The sequence below is a fragment of the Rhodoblastus sp. 17X3 genome (assembly GCF_030056575.1).
Classification (GTDB): Bacteria; Pseudomonadota; Alphaproteobacteria; order Rhizobiales; family Beijerinckiaceae; genus Rhodoblastus.
In genome coordinates this window covers 16,642-39,321 of record NZ_JASHHX010000008.1, presented here as the reverse complement: position 1 = coordinate 39,321, position 22,680 = coordinate 16,642, and the positions used below count along the sequence as shown (strand labels likewise).

Sequence of the window (22,680 nt, the reverse complement as noted above, 5' to 3'; positions counted from 1 at the left end):
ATTAATTTTTCTTGACGATCGCCGCGTGACGGACAGAGGAAGTCTGAAGACTCGCGCTAACGGGCAAAAATGTCACAGTTTTGTCATTCACATTGGGGTAACGAATAAATGCGGCGAGCTCGTCTTCACCGTTTCAAGCCTGTTGTTTCCGATCGAGCGCACAAGGAACAGCGCCAGTGAAAAATCCCGCGCCGCCGACTGGCCTGGGCCGCGCCTTGGCCCCCAATCTCTTCGACCTCGCGGCCCTTTCGCTCGTCGCTGGCGCGCTGGTCATGATTGTCCACGGCGCCAGCCAGACCGATGTTCCGCTGACCTTGCTGGACGCGACGCCAATCAGCCTCGATCCCGCCAATCTGCCTGAATATGCGCTTCGCACGACCTTGCGCATGCTGGCGGCGATGGTCGCGTCGCTCGTCTTCACCTTCATTTACGCCACGCTCGCAGCGAAAAGCCGGCGCGCGGAAATTGTGCTGATTCCCATTCTCGACATCCTTCAGTCGGTTCCGATTCTCGGCTTTCTGACCTTCACGGTCATCTTTTTCATGAATTTGTTCCCCGGACGGGTGCTGGGCGCGGAATTGGCTTCCGTTTTCGCCATTTTCACCAGCCAGGCCTGGAACATGACCTTCAGCATGTACCAGTCGCTCCGCAACGTGCCGAAAGATCTGGACGAGGCGGCCAAGAGCTTTCACCTCTCGTGGTGGCGGCGGTTCTGGCGTCTGGACGTGCCCTTCGCCATGCCGGGCCTCGTCTGGAATGCGATGATGTCCATGTCCGGCGGCTGGTTCTTCGTCGTCGCCTCGGAAGCGATCACCGTCGGCGACACTACCGTGACCCTGCCCGGCGTCGGAGCCTATGTGGCCACCGCGATCAAGGACCAGAATCTTCCGGCGGTGGGCTATGCCGTGCTCACAATGCTGGCGGTCATCATCATTTACGACCAGCTGCTATTCCGGCCGATCGTCGCCTGGGCCGACAAGTTTCGCTTCGAACAGACCGCCTCCGCCGAAGCGCCGAGTTCATGGCTGCTGGATCTCTTTCGTCAGACCCGCTTCCTGCGGACCTTTGCCGGCGCCGTTTCCGACATCGTCGAATCGACGACGCGCATTCGCCTGCCCGCGCCCGACCTGTCAAAGCTGAAATTCCAGCTGAATGTCCCGGCGCGCCTGGTCGACGCCATCTGGATCACGATCATCTTTGGCGGCGCCCTCGTGATCGGATGGCGTGTGTTCGCATATGTCTTCGCCACTTTGAACTGGTCCGACGTGCTGACCGCCTTCACCGACGGCTTCTACACCCTGATCCGCGTCGTGGTGCTCATCGCCCTGGCCTCGCTGATCTGGGTTCCCATCGGCGTCTGGATCGGGCTGCGTCCGTCGATCGCGGAAAAGGTTCAACCGCTCGCCCAGTTCCTTGCGGCCTTTCCAGCCAATATCCTGTTCCCCGCCGCCGTCGTGCTGATCATCCATTTCCAGCTGAACCCGAATATCTGGCTCAGTCCGCTGATGATCCTCGGCACGCAATGGTACATTCTGTTCAATGTCGTGGCCGGCGCCAGCGCCTTTCCGGGCGACCTGAAGGAAGCCGCGCAAAGTTTCCACCTCACAGGATGGAAATGGTGGCGCTTCGTCATTCTTCCCGGCGTCTTTCCTTATTATATAACAGGCGCGATCACCGCGTCGGGCGGCTCCTGGAACGCCGCCATCGTCGCCGAAGTGGCGAGCTGGGGCGACCAGAAGCTGACCGCGGTGGGTCTCGGCTCCTATATCGCCAACGCGACCGAGGCGGGCGACTTCCACCGCGTCGTTCTCGGCATCGTCGTGATGTGTATTTTTGTCACCTTGTTCAATCGCTTGCTTTGGCGACCGCTTTACGGCTTCGCTGAAAGCCGCCTTCGCCTCGGTTAAACGGATCTATCGGAGATCGCCATGCTCGATGTCGTCAATGCCGGACCCGAATCCGCGCTGATCGATCTGGAAAGCGTCAATCGCAGCTTCGCCAAGGCGAACGGCGACGAACTGGTCGTGCTCGAAAAAGTCGATCTCACGATCAAATCGGGAGAGATCGTCGGACTGCTCGGACGCTCCGGCTCCGGCAAATCCACCTTGCTTCGCATTATCGCGGGACTGGTGAAGCCCTCGTCGGGACTGGCGGCCTGCCGCGGCAAGCCGATCGATGGACCGCCGCGCGGAATAGCGATGGTGTTCCAGTCCTTCGCGCTTTTCCCCTGGCTCACAGTGCTTGAGAACGTCGAGCTCGGCCTCGACGCGCTCGGCGTCGCCCAGGCGGAACAGCGCAAGCGCGCGCTCGCAGCCATCGATCTGATCGGTCTCGACGGTTTCGAATCCGCCTATCCGAAGGAACTGTCCGGCGGCATGCGCCAGCGCGTCGGATTTGCCCGCGCCCTTGTCGTCCATCCCGATCTTCTCCTGATGGACGAGCCCTTCTCGGCGCTCGACGTACTGACCGCCGAAACGCTGCGCACCGACATCATCGACCTCTGGGTCGAAGGGCGCCTGCCGATGAAATCCGTGCTGATGGTCACGCATAACATCGAGGAAGCGGTCCTGATGTGCGACCGGATCCTGGTCTTTTCCTCCAATCCGGGCCGGATCGCTTCCGAGATCAAGGTTGAATTGCCGCATCCGCGCAATCGTCTCAATCCGCAGTTCCGGGCGCTGGTCGACAGCATTTACGCCCGCATGACGCAGCGGGCCGAGCCGCGTCCCTCAACCGTCGATGGCATTCCGGGCACCGGCGTCGGCATGGTCCTCCATCCCATTTCGACCAACGTTCTCGCGGGCCTGATCGAGGCCGTCGCCGCCGAGCCCTTCTATGGACGCGCGGACTTGCCGGTGCTCGCCGACAAGCTTCAGATGGAAGCCGACGAATTGTTCCATATCGCGGAAGCGATTCAGCTGCTGCGTTTCGGCATGCTCAGCGAGGGCGACTTCCTGCTCTCGGACGCTGGCCGCGCCTTCGCGGACCTCGATACCGATGAGCGCAAAAAGCTGTTTTCCCAGCACCTCATCAATTATGTGCCGATCATCAGCCTGATCCGCCGCGTCCTTGACGAACGCCCCAGCCATTCGGCCCCGGCCGCGCGTTTCCGCAACGAGCTGGAAGACTATATGTCGGAAGATTATGCGGAAGAGACGCTGGACACGGTGGTGTCCTGGGCCCGTTACGCCGAGCTGTTCGCCTATGACGAAATGTCGGAAATGTTCAGCCTTGAAAACCCGAATTGACGCCGCCGCTCAGGCGCTGGCGGCTTTCTTGAGCGCATAGAGCGCCTCCAGCGCCTCTCGCGGGGTCATTTCGTCCGGATTGAGCGCGTCGAGCGCCGAGCGAAGCGCACCTTGCGCCACCGGCTGCGACGCCGGGACATCCAGTCCGGCGAATAATGGCAGATCGGCGACCAGCCTCTCGACCGGCCCATGGCGATCGGTCTTTTCCAGCTCGGCCAGGATATTTCTGGCGCGCTCGACCACAGTCTTCGGAAGTCCGGCCAATTTGGCGACCTGCACGCCATAGGACCGATCCGCCGCGCCACGGGCGACCTCGTGCAGGAAGACGACGTCGCCGTTCCAGTCCGTGACGCGCATGCAAAGATTGACCAGCCGCGGCAGGCGCTGACCCAGATGGGTCAATTCATGAAAATGCGTCGCGAAAAGCGCCCGCGCGCGATTGGACTCATGAAGATGCTCCATCACCGCCCAGGCGATGGAAAGGCCGTCATAAGTCGCGGTCCCGCGGCCGATCTCATCGAGAATGACCAGCGAATTCAGGGTCGCCTGATTGAGAATGGCGGCGGTTTCGACCATTTCCACCATGAAGGTCGAGCGGCCGCGCGCCAGATCGTCCGAGGCGCCGACACGGGAAAAAAGCCGATCCACCACCCCGATTTTCGCCTCCTTGGCCGGAACGAAAGAGCCGATCTGCGCCAGCACGACGATCAGGGCGTTCTGCCGGAGAAAAGTCGATTTGCCCGCCATGTTCGGGCCGGTGACGACGGCGACCTTGCCGCCCGACGCGGCGAATTTCTTGCGGACGATTCCGCTCAGTTCGCAATCATTGGGCACGAAGGCTTCGCCGCGCCCGCGCAACGCGGCTTCGACGACGGGATGGCGGCCGCCCATGATTTCGAAATCGAGGCTCTCATCGACCCGGGGGCGCACCCAGTCGGCGTCCACGGCGATTTCCGCGAGCGCCGCGAGCGCGTCGACGGCGGCAAGCGCCTTGGCCGCCGTCTCGATCTCGGCGGAATTGCGTTGCGCCTGCGCCGCGAAACGCTCGAAAATTCCTTTTTCGATCGCGAGCGCCTCGTCCGCCGCGCTCGCGATGCGTCCTTCCAGCTCCGCCAGTTCATTGGTGGAAAACCGCATGGCGCCAGCCATCGTCTGGCGATGGATGAAGGTCGCATTGAGCGGCGCGCGCAAGAATTTCTCGCCCTGCGCCTGCGAGACCTCAATAAAATAGCCGAGAAAATTATTGTGCTTGATTTTCAACTGTCTGGTTTCGGCCAGATCGCAATAGCGGCCTTGCAACGCCGCGACGATGCGTCGGCTTTCGTCGCGAAGGCCCCGCGTCTCGTCAAGCGCCGTATTGTAGCCGCCTCGAATGAAATGACCGTCCCGCCGATCGAGCGGCAACTCATCCGCCAGCGCCGCGCCCAGATCCTCCGCCAGAGCCAGATCGACTTGGGACAGGAAAGCCGCCGCGCTGGCGAGCAATTCCGGCGGCGCTTCCGCTTGCAAGCGCGCGCCGCAATCGCGCGCAGCAAGATAGCCGTCGCGCAAAGCCGCGAGATCGCGCGGGCCGCCGCGATCCAAGGCCAGCCGGCCAAGCGCGCGCATCATGTCGGGAACGCCCTTCAGCCGATCCCTCGTTTCTTTCCGCAACAGCGGATCCTGGGCGAAAAACCCGACGGCGTCCTGACGGGCGACAATTTTGGCGCAATTACACAAGGGGGCCGCGATCCAGTCCGAGAGGAGACGCGCCCCGGCCGGCGTTGTCGTGCGATCAAGAACCGAGAGCAGCGAACCCGACCGCTGGCCGCCAAGCGTTCGGCTGAGCTCCAGATTCGCCCGCGTCGAGGCGTCGATCTGCAGGCAGGCTCTGGTTTCGGCGCGTCCCGGATAGGACAGGCGGGGGCGCGCGGAAAACTGCGTCCGCTCAACATAGGCGACCGCTGCGGCGGCGGCGTTGATTTCGGCTTGTGACAGCGGGCCGAAGCCGTCGAGGGTCGAAACGCCGAAATATTCCTTGAGGCGGCGTTCGGCGAGCGCCCCTCCGCCCGCCGAACGATCGGAAGGCGCCAGAGCCGCCCCGAAATCCTGCAGCAGGCGCTTCAGCCCCTCATCGCCAAGGATCGCGTCGGACGCGACGATTTCCCGCGGGTCTAATCGCGCGATCAGCCCGGGAAGCCCCGGAAAGTCGGTCTCGAACACCTCGAAGGCGCCGGTCGAGATATCCACGGCCGCGACCCCGAACAGCCAATCCGTATCATTGAGGCGCTGACGGACCAGAGAAATGAAAAGATTCGCCCGGCCGGGATCGAGCAATTGATCCTCCGTCAGTGTGCCCGGCGTCACCAGACGGACAACCGCCCGGCGGACGACCGATTTGCCGCCGCGCTTGCGCGCCTCCGCCGGATCCTCAATCTGCTCGCAGACGGCGACGCGATGTCCGGCCGTGATCAGCCGCTGCAAATAATCCTCCGACCTTTCAATCGGCACGCCGCACATGGGGATGTCTTCGCCGAGATGCTTTCCGCGCTTGGTCAGAACGATGCCGAGAGTCCGCGAAGCAAGTTCAGCGTCCTCGAAAAACAGCTCATAGAAATCGCCCATCCGATAAAACAACAGGCAATCGGGGTTTGCGGCCTTGATTTCAAGGAATTGCGCCATCATCGGCGTGACGCGCTCCGGCGTCTCCCGACCGCCCTTTCCGGACACATCCTCGCGGGCCGCCGCCGTGCGTGTCGGCGTCGTCGCCTCGGCCACACCCTGTCCTTCGTCAACACTCATGCCGTCCTCGACGCTTTCCGGAACGCGAAGCTAACAAAGGCGCGCGCGTCCCGCACCTCGATTGGCCAAATCGCGGGGATTTTCCCAAAGGATTCTCGATGCTGCTCCCATAGAGGAAATTCGACCAAAAAAATCGCCTATGCCGAAAGGATTGCTTGGCATCCCGGGCTTGGCGCCGCTAAGTTCGCCGCTCTTTCAGCGCCGACCAGAGTTAAAGAATGTCCGAGACAAAGCCGAGCCGCGGGAAGCGGCCGACCTTCACCGAGCAGGAAGCGTTGCTGTTTCACTCCCGGGGCAGGCCCGGAAAGTTCCAGATTTCGCCGACGAAGCCGATGGCGACGGCGCGCGATCTTTCGCTCGCCTATTCCCCCGGCGTCGCCGTGCCCGTCCTTGCGATCGCGGAAGATCCGTCGAAGGCTTATGATTATACGACCAAGGGCAATCTGGTCGCCGTCATCACCAATGGAACGGCCATTCTCGGGCTGGGAAATCTGGGCGCCCTCGCCTCCAAGCCGGTAATGGAAGGCAAATCCGTCCTGTTCAAGCGCTTTGCGGACGTCGATTCGATCGACCTGGAAATCGGGACGGAAGATCCGGACGAATTCATCAACGCCGTTCGTTTCCTCGGGCCGACGTTCGGCGGCATCAACCTTGAAGACATCAAGGCGCCGGAATGTTTCATCATCGAGGCCCGGCTGCGGGAGTTGATGGACATTCCCGTGTTTCACGACGACCAGCACGGCACCGCCATCATCGCCGCCGCCGGCATGATCAACGCCATGCACCTGACCGGGCGCGACATCAAGAAGACCAAATTGGTCTGCAACGGCGCCGGCGCAGCCGGCATCGCCTGTCTCGACCTGATCAAGGCCATCGGCTTCGCGCCTGAAAACGTCACCCTGTGTGACACCAAGGGCGTGGTTTACCAGGGCCGGACGGCCGGCATGAACCAGTGGAAATCCGCCCACGCCGTCGTAACCGACAACCGCACGCTCGAACAGGCCATGGCTGGAGCGGACATCTTTTTCGGTCTCTCCGCCAAGGGCGCCCTGACCCCGGACATGGTCAAATCCATGGCGCCGAACCCGATCATCTTCGCGATGGCCAATCCGGATCCGGAAATCACGCCCGAAGACGCCCATGCCGTGCGTCCCGACGCCATCGTTGCGACCGGTCGGTCGGATTATCCGAACCAGGTCAATAATGTGCTCGGATTTCCCTACATCTTCCGGGGCGCGTTGGATGTGCGCGCCAAAACCATCAACATGGAGATGAAAATCGCCGCTGTCGAAGCGCTGGCTCAGCTCGCGCGCGAGGACGTGCCCGACGACGTGGCGCGCGCCTATCAGGGCGCGAGGCCGCGCTTTGGCCGCGATTACCTCATTCCCGCGCCTTTCGACCCGCGCCTGATCTCGATCGTTCCTCCGGCGGTCGCCCAGGCGGCGATGGATACGGGCGTCGCGCAAAAACCGATCATCGACATGGGCGCCTATCGCGCCGAGCTTTCCGCGCGTCGCGACCCAGTCGCAGGCATGATGCAGGGCATCATGGATCGCATCAAACGCAACCCGAAGCGGGTGGTCTTCGCCGAAGGCGAGGAAGAGCAGGTCATTCGCGCCGCGACGACTTTCGTCAACCAGGGGCTAGGAACCGCCATCCTCGTCGGCCGCGAGGAACGAATCGCCGAAGTCGCCGAGAAAACCGGCATCGAACTCGATGAAAAGCTGATTGAAATCCATAACGCGCGGATTTCCCAGCGCAACGCCGCCTATGCGCAAATGCTCTATGAACGTTTGCAACGCAAAGGCTTCCTGATGCGCGACTGCCAACGCATCATCAACAATGACCGCAACCATTTCGCGGCGACGATGGTCGCCTCCGGCGACGCGGACGCGATGGTCACGGGCGTCACCCGCAATTTCTCGATCGCTCTCGAAGAAGTCCAGCGCGTGATCGATTCCAAGCCTGGGCACAGGCTGATCGGCGTGTCGCTCATTCTCGCGCGCGGCCGTCCGGTCATCGTCGCCGATACGGCGATCACCGAACTGCCGGAAGCCGAAGAAATCGCCGATATCGCTGTCGAAGCAGCCGGCTTCGCCCGACGTCTCGGTTATGAGCCACGAGTCGCGTTGCTCGCCTTCTCCAATTTCGGCCATCCGCCGGGCGAGCGTTCGACGCGCGTCAAGGAGGCGGTCCGCATCCTCGACCACCGTCGCGTCGATTTCGAATATGACGGCGAAATGGCGGCGGACGTCGCGCTCAACAAGGAGGCGATGGCGCTTTACCCGTTCTGCCGCCTCACGGACACGGCCAATGTGCTGATCATGCCCGCCTTTCACGCCGCCTCGATCTCCACCAAGATGCTGCAGGAGCTTGGCGGGGCCACCGTGATCGGACCGATGCTCGTCGGTTTCGACAAGCCCGTTCAGATCGTTCAGCTCGGCGGCAAGGATTCAGACATCGTCAATATGGCGGCGCTCGCCGCCTTCAACGCCGAAGCCTGATTCCTCGGCGCTCGCGACGCGCGATGCTGGGCTTGCGCCCGCCGTCGGCGCGCCTATAGTCGCGCCAAATTTTCTACCCGGATCGAAATTCATGTCCAAGCCCAGCAAAGAAGTCAAAAAGGTCGTCCTCGCCTATTCCGGCGGCCTGGATACGTCCATCATCCTGAAATGGCTCCAGACCACCTATGGATGTGAAGTCGTCACCTTCACCGCCGATCTCGGCCAGGGCGAAGAACTGGAGCCAGCCCGCGCGAAGGCGGAGCTTCTCGGCATCAAGCCGGAAAACATCTTCATCGAGGATCTGCGCGAGGAATTCGTCCGGGACTATGTCTTCCCGATGTTCCGGGCCAATGCGCAATATGAAGGCCTCTACTTGCTCGGCACGTCGATCGCCCGACCGCTCATCTCCAAGAAGCAGATCGAGATCGCCCGCCAGGTCGGGGCTGACGCCGTCTGCCATGGCGCGACCGGCAAGGGCAATGACCAGGTGCGTTTCGAGCTTTCCTATTATGCGCTCGAGCCCGACATCAAGGTCATCGCGCCCTGGCGCGAGTGGGATTTGACGTCGCGCACGGCCTTGATCGAATTCGCCGAAAAACACCAGATTCCGATCGCCAAGGACAAGCGCGGCGATTCGCCCTTTTCGACCGACGCGAACTTGTTGCACACGTCGTCCGAGGGCAAGGTGCTCGAAGATCCGGCGCAGGAGACGCCCGATTACGTCTATTCCCGCACTGTCAATCCCGAAGACGCCCCCGACAAGCCCACCTACATCACCATCGATTTTGAAAAGGGCGACCCTGTCGCCATTGACGGCGAAGCGCTCTCGCCGGCGCGGCTGCTGACGAAACTGAACGATCTGGGCCGCGAGAACGGCATCGGCCGTCTCGATCTGGTCGAAAACCGCTTTGTCGGCATGAAATCGCGCGGCATGTACGAAACGCCCGGCGGCACGATTCTCTATTTCGCCCATCGCGGCATTGAATCGATCACGCTCGACCGCGGCGCCGCGCATCTCAAAGATGAGTTGATGCCGAAATATGCCGAGCTGATCTACAATGGCTTCTGGTTCGCGCCTGAGCGCGAGTTGCTGCAGGGCCTGATCGACAAGAGCCAGGAGAAGGTCACGGGCCGGGTCCGGCTGAAGCTCTACAAGGGCAACGCCACCGTCGTCGGACGCGAAAGCCCCTATTCGCTCTATGATCAGGAGCTGGTGACTTTCGAGGAAGGCGCCGTCGCCTATGACCACCGCGACGCCGCGGGCTTCATCAAGCTCAACGCCCTTCGCCTGCGGACCCTGGCGAAACGCGAACGCAAAACGGCGAAAATCTGATTTTGATCCTGGCCGGCGCCAAGTTGCGCCGGCCGCGCCGCAAATTTGACGCGACTTGCTGATCTTCTTGAGTGAAGAGTTTCAGGTTGGCGGGGCGATGCGGCGCTTTTTTTCCTTGATCCTGGCCTCGGGCGCCGCCTTGGTCGCCCTTGCCACCATCGGGATCTACTTCTACGAGCGGCCGACGTCCCTGCGCGTCGCGGTTTCGCGTGGAAGTGAGTTCCATAAGCTGCTCACGGCCCTGAATCAGCAATTCGTCCACACCCATGCGGACATCAGGCTGAGGCTCGTTCCAACGCCCGACGAGCCCGCCTCGGCCCGGGCGATCGAAGCGGGCGCCGCCGACCTCGCCGTCGTCCGCTCGGACATTTCCATGCCGACCAATGCGCAGACGGCTTTGATCCTCGCCCATGTTTCCGCCATCGTCGTCGCTCCGCCCGGCGTGCCCTTCGCAAATTTCTCCGAGTTGAACGGAAAGCGGATCGCGGTTGTCGAATCGGAGCACTCGGGGGACGCCAATCGCCATTTGCTGGCGACCATTGAGTCGCAATACTCCCTTGCGCCAGACGCGATCAAAAAAGCGCCTGTTGCCCTGAGCGAATTGCCGAAACTCTTGCGTTCTGGCGAGGTTGACGCCGTTTTCGCGGTAGGTCTGTTCGACGCCCCGCATATTTCCGAGATCGTCAACGCCGTTTCGAAGGAAGGCGCCGTTTCGGGCGCTCCAATCTTCATCCCAATCCGCGAAGCGAAGGCGATCGCCGAAAAATTTCCCGGCCTGGAGGAAAATGAAATCCTGCGCGGCGCATTCGGGGGATCGCCCTCGCGGCCTGCGGAAACGATCGAAACAATCGGCGCCACGGTGCGTCTCGTCGCAGAAAACGATCTGGACAATGCGACGGTTGGCGAGGTCACCCGGCTGATCCTCGCCAATCGCGGGGTCGCCGCCGCGACGACGGCCGTCGCCAACCATATTGAAGCGCCCAGTACGGACAAGGGCGAGGTTTTGCCGACGCATCCCGGCGCCGCCGCCTTCTTCGACGGCGAGGAAGAAAGCTTTTTCGAGAAATACAGCGACCTGATTTATATCAGCGCAATGGTTGGAAGCATCCTGATTTCCGGATTTGCGACGCTCGCCAGCCGAATGGCGGTCACGGGATATGCGCGGTTCGATCGCCTGATGGAAGATGCGCTGACGATCTTGAAAGCCGGCCGGGAAGCCCCGGATCTGGAAACCCTCTCGAAGCTGGAGATCCAGATCGATGAGATCCTCACGCAATCGCTCGCCGCCGGAGAAATGCCGAAGCTTGACGGCCATCAACTCGCCGCGCTTACGCTTGCGGTCCAGCAGGCGCGCCTGGCCATCGCCGAACGGCGATCCGATTTGACGCTTCGTCCGTCGAGCCCGCCAAATAATATCCTTTCCCTGCGGTGATCGGGGAATTTTCAATCGAATGCCGGCTGCATCGCGGGTTTCCAATCTGTTCATTTTCAGGTAGAGCAGGCGCAAACTTGTAAAAGCTTGCGCGATTTACGCTCACAGCAGTGTCATCGGCCCGTAATTCTTTACCGGGCCGGAACAGAAAATTCGGTGACGTCTTTCCTGTCGCGCATGCGAAACGGGCGGCTCTTCCCCAGATCCATCGGGAATGGCCCCTGTTCATCTTATCAACGCTTGCCCTTGCCCTTGGCCGGGGCCGGCCCAATAGCCAGGCGCCCATGAAACTGCGAAACATTGCGATCATCGCCCACGTCGACCACGGCAAGACCACGCTCGTCGATCAATTGCTCCGCCAGTCAGGCGCTTTCCGCGACAACCAGCGCGTCGCCGAACGCGTGATGGACTCAAATGACCTCGAGCGGGAGCGCGGCATCACCATTCTCGCCAAGGCGACCTCGATCGTCTGGAAGGACACGCGGATCAACATCGTCGACACTCCCGGCCACGCCGATTTTGGCGGCGAGGTCGAACGCATCCTGTCGATGGTCGATGGCGCCATCGTGCTCGTCGACGCCGCCGAAGGACCCATGCCCCAGACGAAATTCGTCGTCGGCAAAGCGCTCAAAATCGGCCTGAAGCCCATCGTCGCGATCAACAAGGTGGACAAGTCCGACGCCCGTCCGTCCGAGGTCATCAACGAGGTGTTCGATCTGTTCGCGGCGCTCGACGCCGACGACGAGCAGCTGGACTTCCCGATCCTTTACGGGTCTTCGAAACAGGGCTGGATGGCCGACAGCCCCGACAAGCCGACCGAGGACATGGCGACCCTGTTCGATCTCGTGCTCGATCACGTCCCGGAGCCCAAGGTCGAAGAGGGCAATTTCCGCATGCTCGGCACCTTGCTCGAATCGAATCCCTATCTCGGCCGCATTGTCACGGGCCGGGTCTTCGCCGGTTCGATCAAGCCCAATCAGGCAGTCAAGGTCCTCGACCGCAAGGGAAATGTCGTCGAGCAGGGACGCGTCTCCAAGATCCTCGCGTTCCGCGGCATCGAGCGTCAGCCGATCGACGAGGCCGAGGCGGGCGACATCATCGCCATCGCCGGTCTGGAGAAGTTCAACGTCGCCGACACGCTGTGTGCGCCCGACGTCGCCGAGCCCTTGCAGGCCCAGCCCATCGATCCGCCGACCTTGTCCATGACCTTCCTGGTCAATGATTCCCCGCTCGCGGGAACCGAGGGCGACAAGGTCACCAGCCGCGTCATCCGCGACCGCCTCTACAAGGAAGCCGAAGGCAATGTCGCGCTGAAAATCGAGGATTCGCCGGGATCCGATTCCTTTATCGTCTCCGGCCGCGGCGAATTGCAGCTCGCCATCCTGATCGAGACCATGCGGCGCGAAGGTTTCGAACTCGGCATTTCCCGCCCCCGCGTCGTCTTCCAGAAGGCCGAGGACGGCTCCCGGCTGGAGCCAATCGAGGAAGTCGTCGTCGACGTCGACGAGGAATATTCCGGCGTCGTGGTTCAGAAAATGTCGGAACGCAAGGCCGACATGATCGAGATGCGGCCGTCCGGCGGCAATCGTCTGCGTCTGGTGTTCCATGCCCCGACGCGCGGCTTGATCGGCTATCAGGGCGAGTTGCTGACGGATACGCGCGGCACCGCGATCATGAATCGCCTGTTTCATTCCTATTCGCCGTACAAGGGCGACATTCAGGGCCGCCGTAATGGCGTTCTGATGTCGAACGACTCCGGCGAATCTGTCGCCTATGCGATGTGGAACCTTGAAGATCGCGGACCGATGATGATCGAGCCTGGCTGGAAGGTCTATCAGGGCATGATCGTCGGTCAGCACACCCGCGAAAACGACCTCGAAGTGAACGTGCTCAAGGGTAAAAAGCTGACGAACGTTCGCGCCGCCGGCAAGGATGAAGCGGTCAAGCTGACGCCTCCAATCCGGATGACCCTTGAAAAGGCTCTCGCCTATATCGAAGACGATGAACTGGTCGAAGTCACGCCCAAGTCCATTCGCCTCCGCAAGGCGATCCTCGATCCCAACGACCGCAAGCGCGCGGAACGGTCCAAGGAACAAGTGGTCTGAGTTAATCCTTTGCGCGGAAGCTCTGGACCCGGCGCGGCCCGGGGCTTCCGTTCATCAAGGTCGCGGTTCCCATGGAGACAAGGCCCTTTTCCCTGATCATCGGCTCCGAGGGTCGCCACCTCCGTATCGAGACCCTGACGCGGCTGCGCTGGCTCGCCATTTTCGGTCAGCTGGCGACTGTCTTGTTTGTGGCCCACGGCCTGCAATTTTCGGCGCCTGTCGCCCTGTGCCTGGCCATTATCGCGACATCCGCCGTCCTGAATGTCCTCGTCGAGATTTTCGTTCCTAAAAATCTTCGACTGGAAGAACAGCCCGCCACCGCGCTTCTGGCCTTTGATGTGTTGCAGCTCTCGGCGCTGCTTTTCCTCGCCGGCGGCATCGAAAATCCTTTCGCGATCCTTCTCCTGGCTCCGGTCACGATCGCGGCCGTTTCCCTTCGTTCCAGCCAGATTCTGATTATTGCGGGTCTGGTTGTCCTTTCCGCCAGTTTCCTGACCGCCTTTCATTGGCCGCTGCCCTGGTATCGCGCGGAAACCTTCCAGCTTGCGCCCCTCTACCGTCTTGCTCTCTGGAGCGCGCTTCTCGTCGCGACGACTTTCATTTGCCTTTATGCGGCGCGGGTCGCGAGCGAAAAGAGAGACCTTCAAACGGCGCTTTCCGCAGCCGAACTCGTTCTGGAGCGGCAAAATCATCTGTCCCGGCTCGATGGTCTTGCCGCCGCCGCGGCACACGAACTCGGGACGCCTCTGGCGACGATCGCCCTGGTCAGCCGGGAACTCAGCAAAGCCAAATTACCCTCCGAATTTTCCGAGGATATTGAATTATTGACGCAGGAGGCCCAGCGCTGCCGCGCCATTCTGGGGCGGCTTTCGTCCCTCGCGGACGAGAGGCAACCTCCGCTGGACCATATCCGTCTGCGGCATCTGCTGGAGAACATAGCCGCGCCGTTCCGGCAATATGCCGTGGATATCGAGATCAGTCTCCAGGGCGAAGGGGACGAGCCGATCATCCTCAATGACGCCGCCTTGACCTATGGCGTCGGCAATTTTTTCGAGAACGCCGTCGATTTCGCCAAGGAAAAGGTCCTTTTATCGGCCATGTGGACGAACAAGGACATCATCATCGTTATCCGTGACGATGGTCCCGGTTTCTCCAACGAAATCCTCAACCAGATCGGCGAGCCCTATTTGAGAGGCCGCGCGGCGCGGCGTCTGAAATCCGAAACCAGCGCCGGACTCGGCCTGGGCATTTTCATCTCCAAGACCTTGTTGGAGCGGACGGGCGCCGCAATGCGCTTCTCCAATCTCGACGGCGGCGGCGCTTCCGTGCAGATGATATGGAATCGGACGCGCCTGGAAAATCGAACCGGCGCCGCTGATCGCTCGTGACGATCTGGAACAAGATTAGACAAATGAGCGATAAATTCGCTTAATTTGCTGCAAATGGTCCAAAAAAGAATGAGACTTGCCATGGATGACTCGTCTGAAAATCAGGAAGCCTCGGCATTGAACGAGGCCCTGCTTCTGTTCGAGAAAGACAAGACTCTCCTCATCCTCGACGATGACAAGCCCTTTTTGAATCGTCTCGCCAAGGCGATGACGGCGCGGGGCTTCATCGTCTCCACAGCGGAATCGGTCGCCGAGGCCCTCGCCCGCTTGCGCGAATTTCCGCCGGCATTCGCGATCATCGACATGCGCTTGAATGACGGCAACGGCATCGACGTTATCACCGAGCTCAAGACCCGGCGCCCCGAGGCCCGTGGAATCATCCTGACGGGCTATGGGAATATTTCATCCGCCGTCATCGCAATCAAACTCGGCGCATTCGATTATCTGGCCAAGCCCGCCGACGCCGACGAGATATTCCTCGCGCTGATGAAATCGAGCGACTCGCCAGTCGGAACAGCTCCGGAAAATCCGATGTCCGCCGAGCGCGTGCGCTGGGAGCATATCCAGCGAATCTATGAGCTTTGCGAGCGGAATGTCTCCGAGACCGCCCGCCGCCTGAACATGCATAGGCGCACCTTGCAGCGAATCCTTGCGAAGAGAGCGCCGCGCTAGCTCACGGCTTCAGGATGACAAGACCGACGATCAGCAACATGAGCACGGTCGGAATCTCATTGATGAGACGGTAAAATCGATTGGAGTGGCGATTATTGTCGAAATTGAATTTCGTTTGTAAATTCAATAGATAAAAATGAAATACCGTCATGAATATAGCCAATATGAATTTTATCTTGAACCAATTTTCTGAATAAAATCCAGAATGAATCGCGATAAACAAACCAGAAATCCAGCTCATGACCATCGCTGGCGTCATGATTGCATGGGCTAATCTTTTTTCCATCACTTTGAATGTTTCGGACTGGATCGATTTCAATTCGGCGTCGGAGTGATAGACAAAAAGCCTGGGAAGATAGAGCAACCCGGCCATCCACGAGATGATCGAGACGACATGCAGCGCTTTGATCCAAAGATACATTTCAGCCCTCGAATGAGCGAACCTGATCGACCAGCGCCGCCACATGATCGATCGGAGTCTCAGGCAAAATTCCGTGGCCGAGATTGAAGATGTGGCGACGGCCCCGGTAGGCCGTGAGAAGGGCGTCGACAGCCTCGGTCTGCGCTCTTCCGCCCGCCAGCAGCGCGAGCGGGTCGAGATGGCCCTGCACCACCACCTGTTCCGGAATGGCGTTCACGGCCCAGTTCGGATCGACAGCTGTGTCGAGGCCAATGGCTTGCGCGCCGGTCTGACGAATGAAGTTCGGAAGATGGGTCGTGGCGCCGCGCGGAAAGGCGATGATGCGCGCCGCAGGATGGCTGGTGCGGACGCCGGAAATGATGCGGGCGATCGGCGCGAGGCTCCAACGCTGAAATTCGGATGGCGGCAAAATTCCGGCCCAGGAATCGAAAATCTGGACCGCTTCGACGCCTGTGCGGATCTGTTCGCTCAGATAGGCGATCGAGGCGTCGACCAATTTATCGATGAGCAATTGAAACGCGGCGGGATTTCGATAGGCGAAGAGTCGGGCGGGCGCCTGGTCCGGGGTGCCGCGTCCGGCGATCATATAGCTTGCGACGGTCCAGGGAGCGCCACAGAAACCGATGAAGGCCGTTTGCGGAGCAAGCCGGGGCTTGACCCGGTCGATCGTCTCGAAAACGGCGGAGAGCCGGCCCAGCGATAATTCGGGAAGCCGTTCGATGTCTTCGACGGACGTCAAAGGATTGAGACGAGGACCTTCGCCAGCTTCGAACGTCACCGTCTGGCCCAACGCGTCGGGGATGACGAGGATATCGCTGAAAAGAATGGCGGCGTCGAAACCAAAGCGCCGGATTGGCTGAAGTGTCGCTTCCGCGGCAAGAGCGGGAGAATAGCAGAAATCGAGAAAGTTTTTCGCGGTCGCGCGCAGTTCGCGATATTCCGGCAAGTATCGCCCGGCCTGGCGCATCAGCCAGATCGGCGGAGTCTTGAGCTGCTGTCCATCAAGAACGGACAAAAAGGCCTTGTTGGTCTTGCTTGAGAGGCCACTGGTCGCCGGCGCGGTCACGGAATAATCCTATATCTTTCTAGAATCTCTTTTTCTGTTATTAGCCGAGGGAATAGCCTTATTCACGGCCACACACAATGGATCCCCAACAGACCGGAATTTTTGAGATGGAATTCAGGTTCGACGCGCTTTGACGTTAAACCTTTTTTAACGATAATTTCTCTGCTTCCCCGAGCCGGCCGCAGAGGCGTTCCGCCGGAATTATACCCGTAATTCCCATTATTTTGGACAGGGGTGAGGATTTTTGATGACAGATTGACGCCGGTTAATAAATTCTAAAGGAATGGCGTCGCCGGAATGCGAGGTGCGATATTTTGGTCGCATTTGAACGGATATTCACAGGCTTCAACAAGCCTTGCCTGTCGCGTGGGGTCGGATTACGGATTGTGTCTCGTTGACAACGAACCAGGCGCGCTGTGACCAGAAACTATTTTCACCTTCATCTGGTGTCTGACTCGACGGGAGAGACCCTTATCGCCGTGAGTCGGGCCGCCGCCGCGCAATATCAGGGCATCGCGTCGATCGAACATATCTACCCTTTGATCCGCAATCACGAGCAACTGGAGCGAGTCATCGCCGGAATCCAGTCCTCGCCCGGGATCGTGCTCTTCACTTTGGTGGATTCAGAACTTGCTGAAAGGCTCGAGAAAGCCTGTGCGGACGCCGGTTCGCCGGCGCTTTCCGTCCTTGCTCCAATATTGGGGCTTTTTCAGTCCTATCTCGGTCCTGCCTCGGCCCCGCGACCGGGCGCCCAGCATGTTTTGAACTCCGAATATTTCAAGCGTATCGAAGCTTTGAATTACACCATGATGCATGACGATGGGCAGATGGCCGAAGACCTGGAGAGCGCCGACGTCGTTCTTCTTGGCGTCAGCCGGACTTCAAAGACCCCGACGAGCATTTATCTGGCCAATCGTGGCGTCAAGACCGCGAATATTCCGCTCGTTCCCGGCGTGCCGCTTCCATCCGTGATGGAAAACGTGCGAAAACCATTGGTCATTGGACTTTTCGCCTCGCCGGAGCGGATTGTGCAAATTCGGCAGAACAGGTTGCTGGCGCTCAATGCGACCCAGGACTCCTCTTATGTCGACAGGACTTCGGTCGCCGACGAAATCAGTCGATCGCGGAGACTTTTTTCAGAACGCGGTTGGCCTACAATCGACGTATCCCGGCGCTCGATCGAGGAGACAGCGGCGGCGATCATGGATCTTTACCGCGTTCATTCAATGAAATTCATAGCTAGCTCTTGAAGTATCGGGGACCGCTATGAGCGACAACAAGGCTTTTGTCATTGGATTTCCTATAAAACATAGTCGATCTCCCCTCATTCATAATTATTGGCTGTCGAAATACGATATCCAGGGCTCCTATGTGAAATTGGAAATCCCGCCAGATCAGCTCGATGCTTTTCTGTCTGAAATGGACCGTTTCGGCTATTGCGGCGGCAATATCACGTTGCCCCATAAAGAGCGGGCCTTTGCAGCCTGCGCGACCGTCACGGAAATGGCGCGGCGGATTGGCGCAGTGAACACGCTTTGGCGCGAGGGCCGCCGGCTGTGCGGCGATAATACGGACGTCGGCGGATTCCTGGCCAATCTTGACGCCGAAACGCCGGATTGGAATGAAGATTGCGAAAGGGCGGCGGTCATCGGCGCCGGAGGCGCGGCCCGGGCTATTCTGGTCGGCTTGGCCGCGCGCGGGATTCCCGAAGTCAAATTATTGAATCGATCAGCCGATCGGATGTTGAAATTGGCGGCAGAGGCCGAGGGCTGGGGCTTCCGGCGTGTTTGGACGCAATTTTTGAATGACGAGCCGGGCGCGCTGAATGGCGAGGCGCTGCTGGTCAATACGACGTCCTTGGGGATGACCGGGCAACCGAAGCTCGCAATCGATCTAGATGGATTGCGGCAAAATGCCGTCGTCAGCGACATCGTCTATGCGCCGCTTGAAACGGATCTGCTGGCAAATGCAAAGCGACGGGGTCACAGGATTTCGTCGGGCCTGGGGATGCTTCTGCACCAGGCGGCGCCGGGATTTGAACGCTGGTTCGGGGTTCGACCCGAAGTGACGCCGGATCTGCGCGATCTGATCATCGCGGATTTGCAGCAGGCGCATACATGATCGTGCTGGGGCTTACTGGCTCGATCGGGATGGGAAAGTCCACCACGGCGGAATTGTTTCGCGACCAGGGCGTTGCGGTTTTCGACGCCGACAAATGTGTGCATGATCTCTATCGTGGCAGCGCATTCGAGGCCGTGCAAGCGCGCTTCCCGGAAGCTGTCCGCGATGGCGAGATCCAACGAGACATTCTTGGGCGTCTGGTGCTGAACGATCCCGACGCCATGACGGAACTCGAGCGGATCATCCATCCGCAGGTCGCCTCCGCCCGGGCCGACTTTCTGCGCCGGGAACAACAAAAAGGTTCGGCTCTGGCCGTGGTCGATATCCCCCTTCTGTTTGAAACAAAGGCATGGCGAGACGTTGATGCGGTCGTCGTCGTGTCCGCTTCATTCGGCGAACAAAAGCGGCGCGTTTTGTCGCGTCCCATGATGAACGAGGATAAGTTTTTCGCCATCTTGCGTCGGCAGGTTCCCGACGCGGAAAAACGTCAGCGGTCCCATTTCATGATAAGTTCAGACGACGGAATTGAATCGGCGCGGCGGCAGACGCATCTGCTGATTGCTGCGCTTCGACAGACAGATCGATAAGGACGCCGGTTCTTATCGAAGGGTGATCAGCACGGTATGTCACGAGAGATCATTTTAGACACGGAAACCACTGGGCTCGATGCGCAAGCTGGGGACAGGATAATTGAGATTGCGGCAATTGAACTCCTCAATGGCTCTGTGACGACGAATAATTTTCATTGTTACATCAATCCAGAAAGAGATATCCCGGATTCAGCCTTCAGAGTTCATGGCATATCTTTCGATATGGTCGCCGATAAGCCAGTATTCAGTGGCATCGTCGATCAATTCATGGATTTCGTCGGCGACGATCCGATCGTCGCCCATAACGCGGAATTCGACCTGAAATTCATTAATTGCGAACTGCAGAAGATCGGTCGACCGCCAATCTCGGGCGAAAGGGTTGTCGACACTTTGGCGCTTGCGCGGAAAAAACATCCGGGGGCGTCGAATTCTCTGGATGCGCTTTGCACGCGTTATGGCGTCGATCGAAGCCGCCGGGTCAAGCACGGCGCGTTGATCGACGCCGAGATTCTGGCGGAGGTCTATATTGAGCTCCGCGGCGGCCGCCAGACGTCCTTGTCCTTGCAAGTTCGAAAGGAAATCCGAAAGGCAGAATTCACGGGCGGAATGACGGAAAGACCGCGGCCATTGCCCAGCCGTGTGACGGAGACCAGCGAGGCAAGCCATTCGACGCTCATCGAGACTCTGGGAGCGAATCCATTTTGGCGCCGCTATCGCGATCCGGTGAATGTTGGCGAAGCTGTGGCAGAGTGACGCAGCTTTGGGGTTCCAGGAAACCGAACGATAAAAATTTATGACAGGTTCAAGGCCGGTCAGAGAAGCTCACATAAAAACAAAAGCTTATTTATAAAGCCGTCGCCACGCCGCTGCGGCGTGATCTTGACAAGCTGGAGCGTTTGGTCCGAATCGCAAATTTGATAATGGTTTTTTTCGGGTGGATTTTGCGATGCATGAACAGCTTTGCTCGGACTCGCCTTGTTCTCAAGCGAAATGCATTTTCGGTGTCTGCCGGCTCGCTGAGAGGTCCATTTGGATTCGTGAATCTGGCTCTGGAGGCATTGCCTAGCTCGGACGCCCTGTGTATGGTTTCTTGGCTGTCACGGAAAGCCCGATGTCGAAAGCTTCATAAATGACCAAGCATAAAATATAACGGGACCAGAGATAGCAAATAACGAACTATATCTGATTTGTATTAAGTAATAACATAACTTATATTCGGATGAGAATATAGGTATTATGTGTTCTTATTACGTGATACGAGAGAAACAGACCGAAGCGGGATTTAGGCGCAAGGGGGGCATGATGATATTGCAGATTCAGCTTTTTATCAGTGCGACTCCTTCGAGCGCGTCTTAACTGCAGTTCGGCGGGTCAGAGCATGATGTCTTTTATTCCTGATCGAGAAGCCTGGTATCCTCCGGGTGCTTGAGGCTCGGTTGGATTAGACATCCCAACACTCGTTCAATACATCCAGCCATATCGGACGTCGCGTCTTTCGCTCCGGCGCGAAAGGGCGAACCATTGCCTGAAGAAGAGAAAAAATGTCGAAGGCCCAAATTCAGATGAACATCCCCGAAGAGCGGAATGCAAAGCCGACCTCGGAAATTTGGGTCAGATTTTGCGCCCGTTTCAAATCGGAGGTCGGCGACGCCGTCTATTCCTCCTGGTTCAAATGTCTTGAGCTCGACGAGGTCGTGAACGAAGTCGCCTATCTGTCCGTTCCGACCAAATTCTTGAAGAGCTGGATTCACGCCCATTATCTTGAAAAATTGCGGGCTGTCGTGGTTCAGGAAGTTCCCGAAGTCCGTGATATCGTGCTCAATTTGAGGGCGACGGCGCGGAATGCCATCCGTGCTGCAAGCGAGCGTCAGGCGATTGAAGGCGCCCGCGTCGGCTTGGGACATGAAAATTCGAGCGAGGATGTGCGGTCGGACGGACCAACTCCGGCTCGCAGGGTCATAGAGGGGATCGAAGGCTCCAGTCTCGATCGTCGGCTTAACTTCGCAAATTTCCTGGTGGGTCCCTCGAACCAGCTGGCCTATGCGGCGGCGCAACAGGTCGCGACGATCAATCCCGGCGTGGGCGCCATGTTCAACCCGCTCTACATCTTTTCAAATGTGGGACTTGGAAAAACCCATTTGATTCAGGCGATCGGACACGCCGGCCTGGAAGCGGGCCGCAGGGTGATCTACCTCACGGCCGAGAAGTTCATGTATGGCTTCGTTTCGGCGCTGAAGTCCCAGAACTCCATTGGCTTTAAGGAGAAATTGCGGTCGATTGATCTGCTGGTGATCGACGATGTCCAGTTCCTGCAGGGTAAGACCATCCAGCATGAATTCTGCCATACGCTGAACGCGCTGATCGATTCCGGCAAGCAGGTCGTCATCGCCGGCGATCGTGCGCCGAACGAGCTGGAGAATCTGGACGAGCGCGTGCGGTCGCGCTTTTCGGGTGGCCTATGCGTTGAAATGCAGCCGCTCGACGAAGGCCTGCGCATGCGTATTCTGGAAGCTCGGATCGAAAATGCGCGCACCGCTCAGCCGGGATTTGAGGTCACAAACGCGGTCGTAGCAATGGTGGCCCGCTCCATCGACACCAATGGTCGCGATCTGGATGGCGCGGTCAATCGCCTCTTGGCTCATACGATCCTTGCGGGCGCGTCCTTGACCATCGAGGCCGCCGAAGCCGCGATCCGCGACCTGATCCGGGTCCGCGAACCCAAGCGGGTGAAGATCGAAGATATTCAGAAGCTCGTGGCGACGCATTTTAATGTGAGCCGGGCGGATATCCTGTCGTCGCGACGCACGGCGAATGTCGTGCGCCCGCGACAAATTGCGATGTATCTGGCCAAGACCATGACTCTGCGATCCTTGCCGGAGATCGGTCGGCGTTTTGGCGGCCGGGATCACACGACCGTCTTGCATGCGGTTCGCAAAATCGAGGATTTGGTTTCAAAGGATTCCGGACTTAATCAGGAACTGGAATTATTGAAGCGCCTGTTGAGCGATTGAGACGTTCA

General features: G+C 59.3%; 16 protein-coding genes. 13 read left to right on the top strand and 3 right to left on the bottom strand.

The window, feature by feature from the left end:
• Positions 1–272: 272 nt before the first annotated feature.
• Both QM467_RS09550 and QM467_RS09545 read left to right on the top strand, forming a co-directional pair.
• Positions 273–1,907 (top strand): ABC transporter permease, encoded by a 1,635-nt coding sequence (locus QM467_RS09550; RefSeq protein ID WP_283366186.1) that lies wholly within the window; start codon positions 273–275, stop codon positions 1,905–1,907.
• A 21-nt stretch (positions 1,908–1,928) separates the two neighbouring features.
• Positions 1,929–3,248: an ABC transporter ATP-binding protein gene (locus QM467_RS09545; RefSeq protein ID WP_283366077.1), complete on the top strand. Its 1,320-nt coding sequence runs from the start codon at positions 1,929–1,931 to the stop codon at positions 3,246–3,248.
• A gap of 9 nt (positions 3,249–3,257) precedes the next feature.
• On the opposite strand, the gene mutS is transcribed toward QM467_RS09545, so the two are convergent.
• Entirely contained in the window at positions 3,258–6,029 is a 2,772-nt protein-coding gene (mutS, locus tag QM467_RS09540; protein ID WP_446737756.1) for a DNA mismatch repair protein MutS, read from the bottom strand.
• Positions 6,030–6,247: 218 nt separating this feature from the next.
• Here mutS and QM467_RS09535 point away from each other — a divergent pair, with 218 nt between their 5' ends.
• The 6 genes from QM467_RS09535 to QM467_RS09510 all read left to right on the top strand — a co-directional run bounded on the left by QM467_RS09535 (position 6,248) and on the right by QM467_RS09510 (position 15,463).
• The gene (locus QM467_RS09535) at positions 6,248–8,533 is read left to right on the top strand and encodes an NADP-dependent malic enzyme (RefSeq protein WP_283366076.1); all 2,286 of its coding nucleotides are present in this window, start codon (positions 6,248–6,250) and stop codon (positions 8,531–8,533) included.
• Positions 8,534–8,624: 91 nt separating this feature from the next.
• A complete protein-coding gene (locus QM467_RS09530; RefSeq protein WP_283366075.1) occupies positions 8,625–9,866 on the top strand; it encodes an argininosuccinate synthase in 1,242 nt (413 codons plus the stop codon).
• 97 nt (positions 9,867–9,963) lie between these two features.
• Positions 9,964–11,298 (top strand): TAXI family TRAP transporter solute-binding subunit, encoded by a 1,335-nt coding sequence (locus tag QM467_RS09525; RefSeq protein WP_283366074.1) that lies wholly within the window; start codon positions 9,964–9,966, stop codon positions 11,296–11,298.
• A gap of 284 nt (positions 11,299–11,582) precedes the next feature.
• On the top strand, positions 11,583–13,403 hold the full coding sequence (typA, locus tag QM467_RS09520; protein ID WP_283366073.1) for a translational GTPase TypA: 1,821 nt from the start codon (positions 11,583–11,585) through the stop codon (positions 13,401–13,403).
• 71 nt (positions 13,404–13,474) lie between these two features.
• The gene (locus QM467_RS09515) at positions 13,475–14,791 is read left to right on the top strand and encodes an ActS/PrrB/RegB family redox-sensitive histidine kinase (RefSeq protein WP_283366072.1); all 1,317 of its coding nucleotides are present in this window, start codon (positions 13,475–13,477) and stop codon (positions 14,789–14,791) included.
• Positions 14,792–14,872: 81 nt separating this feature from the next.
• Positions 14,873–15,463, top strand: coding sequence for an ActR/PrrA/RegA family redox response regulator transcription factor (locus tag QM467_RS09510; protein WP_283366071.1), 591 nt, complete (start codon positions 14,873–14,875; stop codon positions 15,461–15,463).
• Position 15,464: 1 nt separating this feature from the next.
• On the opposite strand, the gene hemJ is transcribed toward QM467_RS09510, so the two are convergent.
• Positions 15,465–15,884 (bottom strand): protoporphyrinogen oxidase HemJ, encoded by a 420-nt coding sequence (hemJ, locus tag QM467_RS09505; protein WP_283366070.1) that lies wholly within the window; start codon positions 15,882–15,884, stop codon positions 15,465–15,467.
• A gap of 1 nt (position 15,885) precedes the next feature.
• Positions 15,886–16,950 (bottom strand): uroporphyrinogen decarboxylase, encoded by a 1,065-nt coding sequence (gene hemE, locus QM467_RS09500; RefSeq protein WP_283366069.1) that lies wholly within the window; start codon positions 16,948–16,950, stop codon positions 15,886–15,888.
• 416 nt (positions 16,951–17,366) lie between these two features.
• Between hemE and QM467_RS09495 the strand changes: the two genes are divergently transcribed.
• The 5 genes from QM467_RS09495 to dnaA all read left to right on the top strand — a co-directional run bounded on the left by QM467_RS09495 (position 17,367) and on the right by dnaA (position 22,672).
• Positions 17,367–18,200, top strand: a complete 834-nt coding sequence (locus QM467_RS09495; protein WP_283366068.1) for a pyruvate, water dikinase regulatory protein — start codon at positions 17,367–17,369, stop codon at positions 18,198–18,200.
• Positions 18,201–18,216: 16 nt separating this feature from the next.
• A complete protein-coding gene (locus QM467_RS09490) occupies positions 18,217–19,071 on the top strand; it encodes a shikimate dehydrogenase (RefSeq protein WP_283366067.1) in 855 nt (284 codons plus the stop codon).
• Positions 19,068–19,658 carry a dephospho-CoA kinase gene (coaE, locus tag QM467_RS09485; RefSeq protein ID WP_283366066.1) on the top strand — a complete coding sequence of 197 codons (591 nt, stop codon included), beginning with the start codon at positions 19,068–19,070 and terminating at the stop codon, positions 19,656–19,658. Before QM467_RS09490 ends, coaE begins: the two co-directional genes overlap by 4 nt.
• Positions 19,659–19,694: 36 nt before the next feature.
• A complete protein-coding gene (gene dnaQ / locus QM467_RS09480; RefSeq protein ID WP_283366065.1) occupies positions 19,695–20,414 on the top strand; it encodes a DNA polymerase III subunit epsilon in 720 nt (239 codons plus the stop codon).
• 788 nt (positions 20,415–21,202) lie between these two features.
• Positions 21,203–22,672, top strand: a complete 1,470-nt coding sequence (gene dnaA, locus QM467_RS09475; protein WP_283366064.1) for a chromosomal replication initiator protein DnaA — start codon at positions 21,203–21,205, stop codon at positions 22,670–22,672.
• Positions 22,673–22,680 lie beyond the last annotated feature (8 nt).

What these genes read in the sequence shown, in the direction of transcription:
- QM467_RS09550 (WP_283366186.1), top strand. Translation starts at nt 273, where the DNA reads ATGATTGTCCACGGCGCCAGCCAGACCGATGTTCCGCTGACCTTGCTG.
- QM467_RS09545 (WP_283366077.1), top strand. Translation starts at nt 1,929, where the DNA reads ATGCTCGATGTCGTCAATGCCGGACCCGAATCCGCGCTGATCGATCTG.
- mutS (WP_446737756.1), bottom strand. Translation starts at nt 6,029, where the DNA reads ATGAGTGTTGACGAAGGACAGGGTGTGGCCGAGGCGACGACGCCGACA.
- QM467_RS09535 (WP_283366076.1), top strand. Translation starts at nt 6,248, where the DNA reads ATGTCCGAGACAAAGCCGAGCCGCGGGAAGCGGCCGACCTTCACCGAG.
- QM467_RS09530 (WP_283366075.1), top strand. Translation starts at nt 8,625, where the DNA reads ATGTCCAAGCCCAGCAAAGAAGTCAAAAAGGTCGTCCTCGCCTATTCC.
- QM467_RS09525 (WP_283366074.1), top strand. Translation starts at nt 9,964, where the DNA reads ATGCGGCGCTTTTTTTCCTTGATCCTGGCCTCGGGCGCCGCCTTGGTC.
- typA (WP_283366073.1), top strand. Translation starts at nt 11,583, where the DNA reads ATGAAACTGCGAAACATTGCGATCATCGCCCACGTCGACCACGGCAAG.
- QM467_RS09515 (WP_283366072.1), top strand. Translation starts at nt 13,475, where the DNA reads ATGGAGACAAGGCCCTTTTCCCTGATCATCGGCTCCGAGGGTCGCCAC.
- QM467_RS09510 (WP_283366071.1), top strand. Translation starts at nt 14,873, where the DNA reads ATGGATGACTCGTCTGAAAATCAGGAAGCCTCGGCATTGAACGAGGCC.
- hemJ (WP_283366070.1), bottom strand. Translation starts at nt 15,884, where the DNA reads ATGTATCTTTGGATCAAAGCGCTGCATGTCGTCTCGATCATCTCGTGG.
- QM467_RS09490 (WP_283366067.1), top strand. Translation starts at nt 18,217, where the DNA reads ATGAGCGACAACAAGGCTTTTGTCATTGGATTTCCTATAAAACATAGT.
- coaE (WP_283366066.1), top strand. Translation starts at nt 19,068, where the DNA reads ATGATCGTGCTGGGGCTTACTGGCTCGATCGGGATGGGAAAGTCCACC.
- dnaQ (WP_283366065.1), top strand. Translation starts at nt 19,695, where the DNA reads ATGTCACGAGAGATCATTTTAGACACGGAAACCACTGGGCTCGATGCG.
- dnaA (WP_283366064.1), top strand. Translation starts at nt 21,203, where the DNA reads ATGTCGAAGGCCCAAATTCAGATGAACATCCCCGAAGAGCGGAATGCA.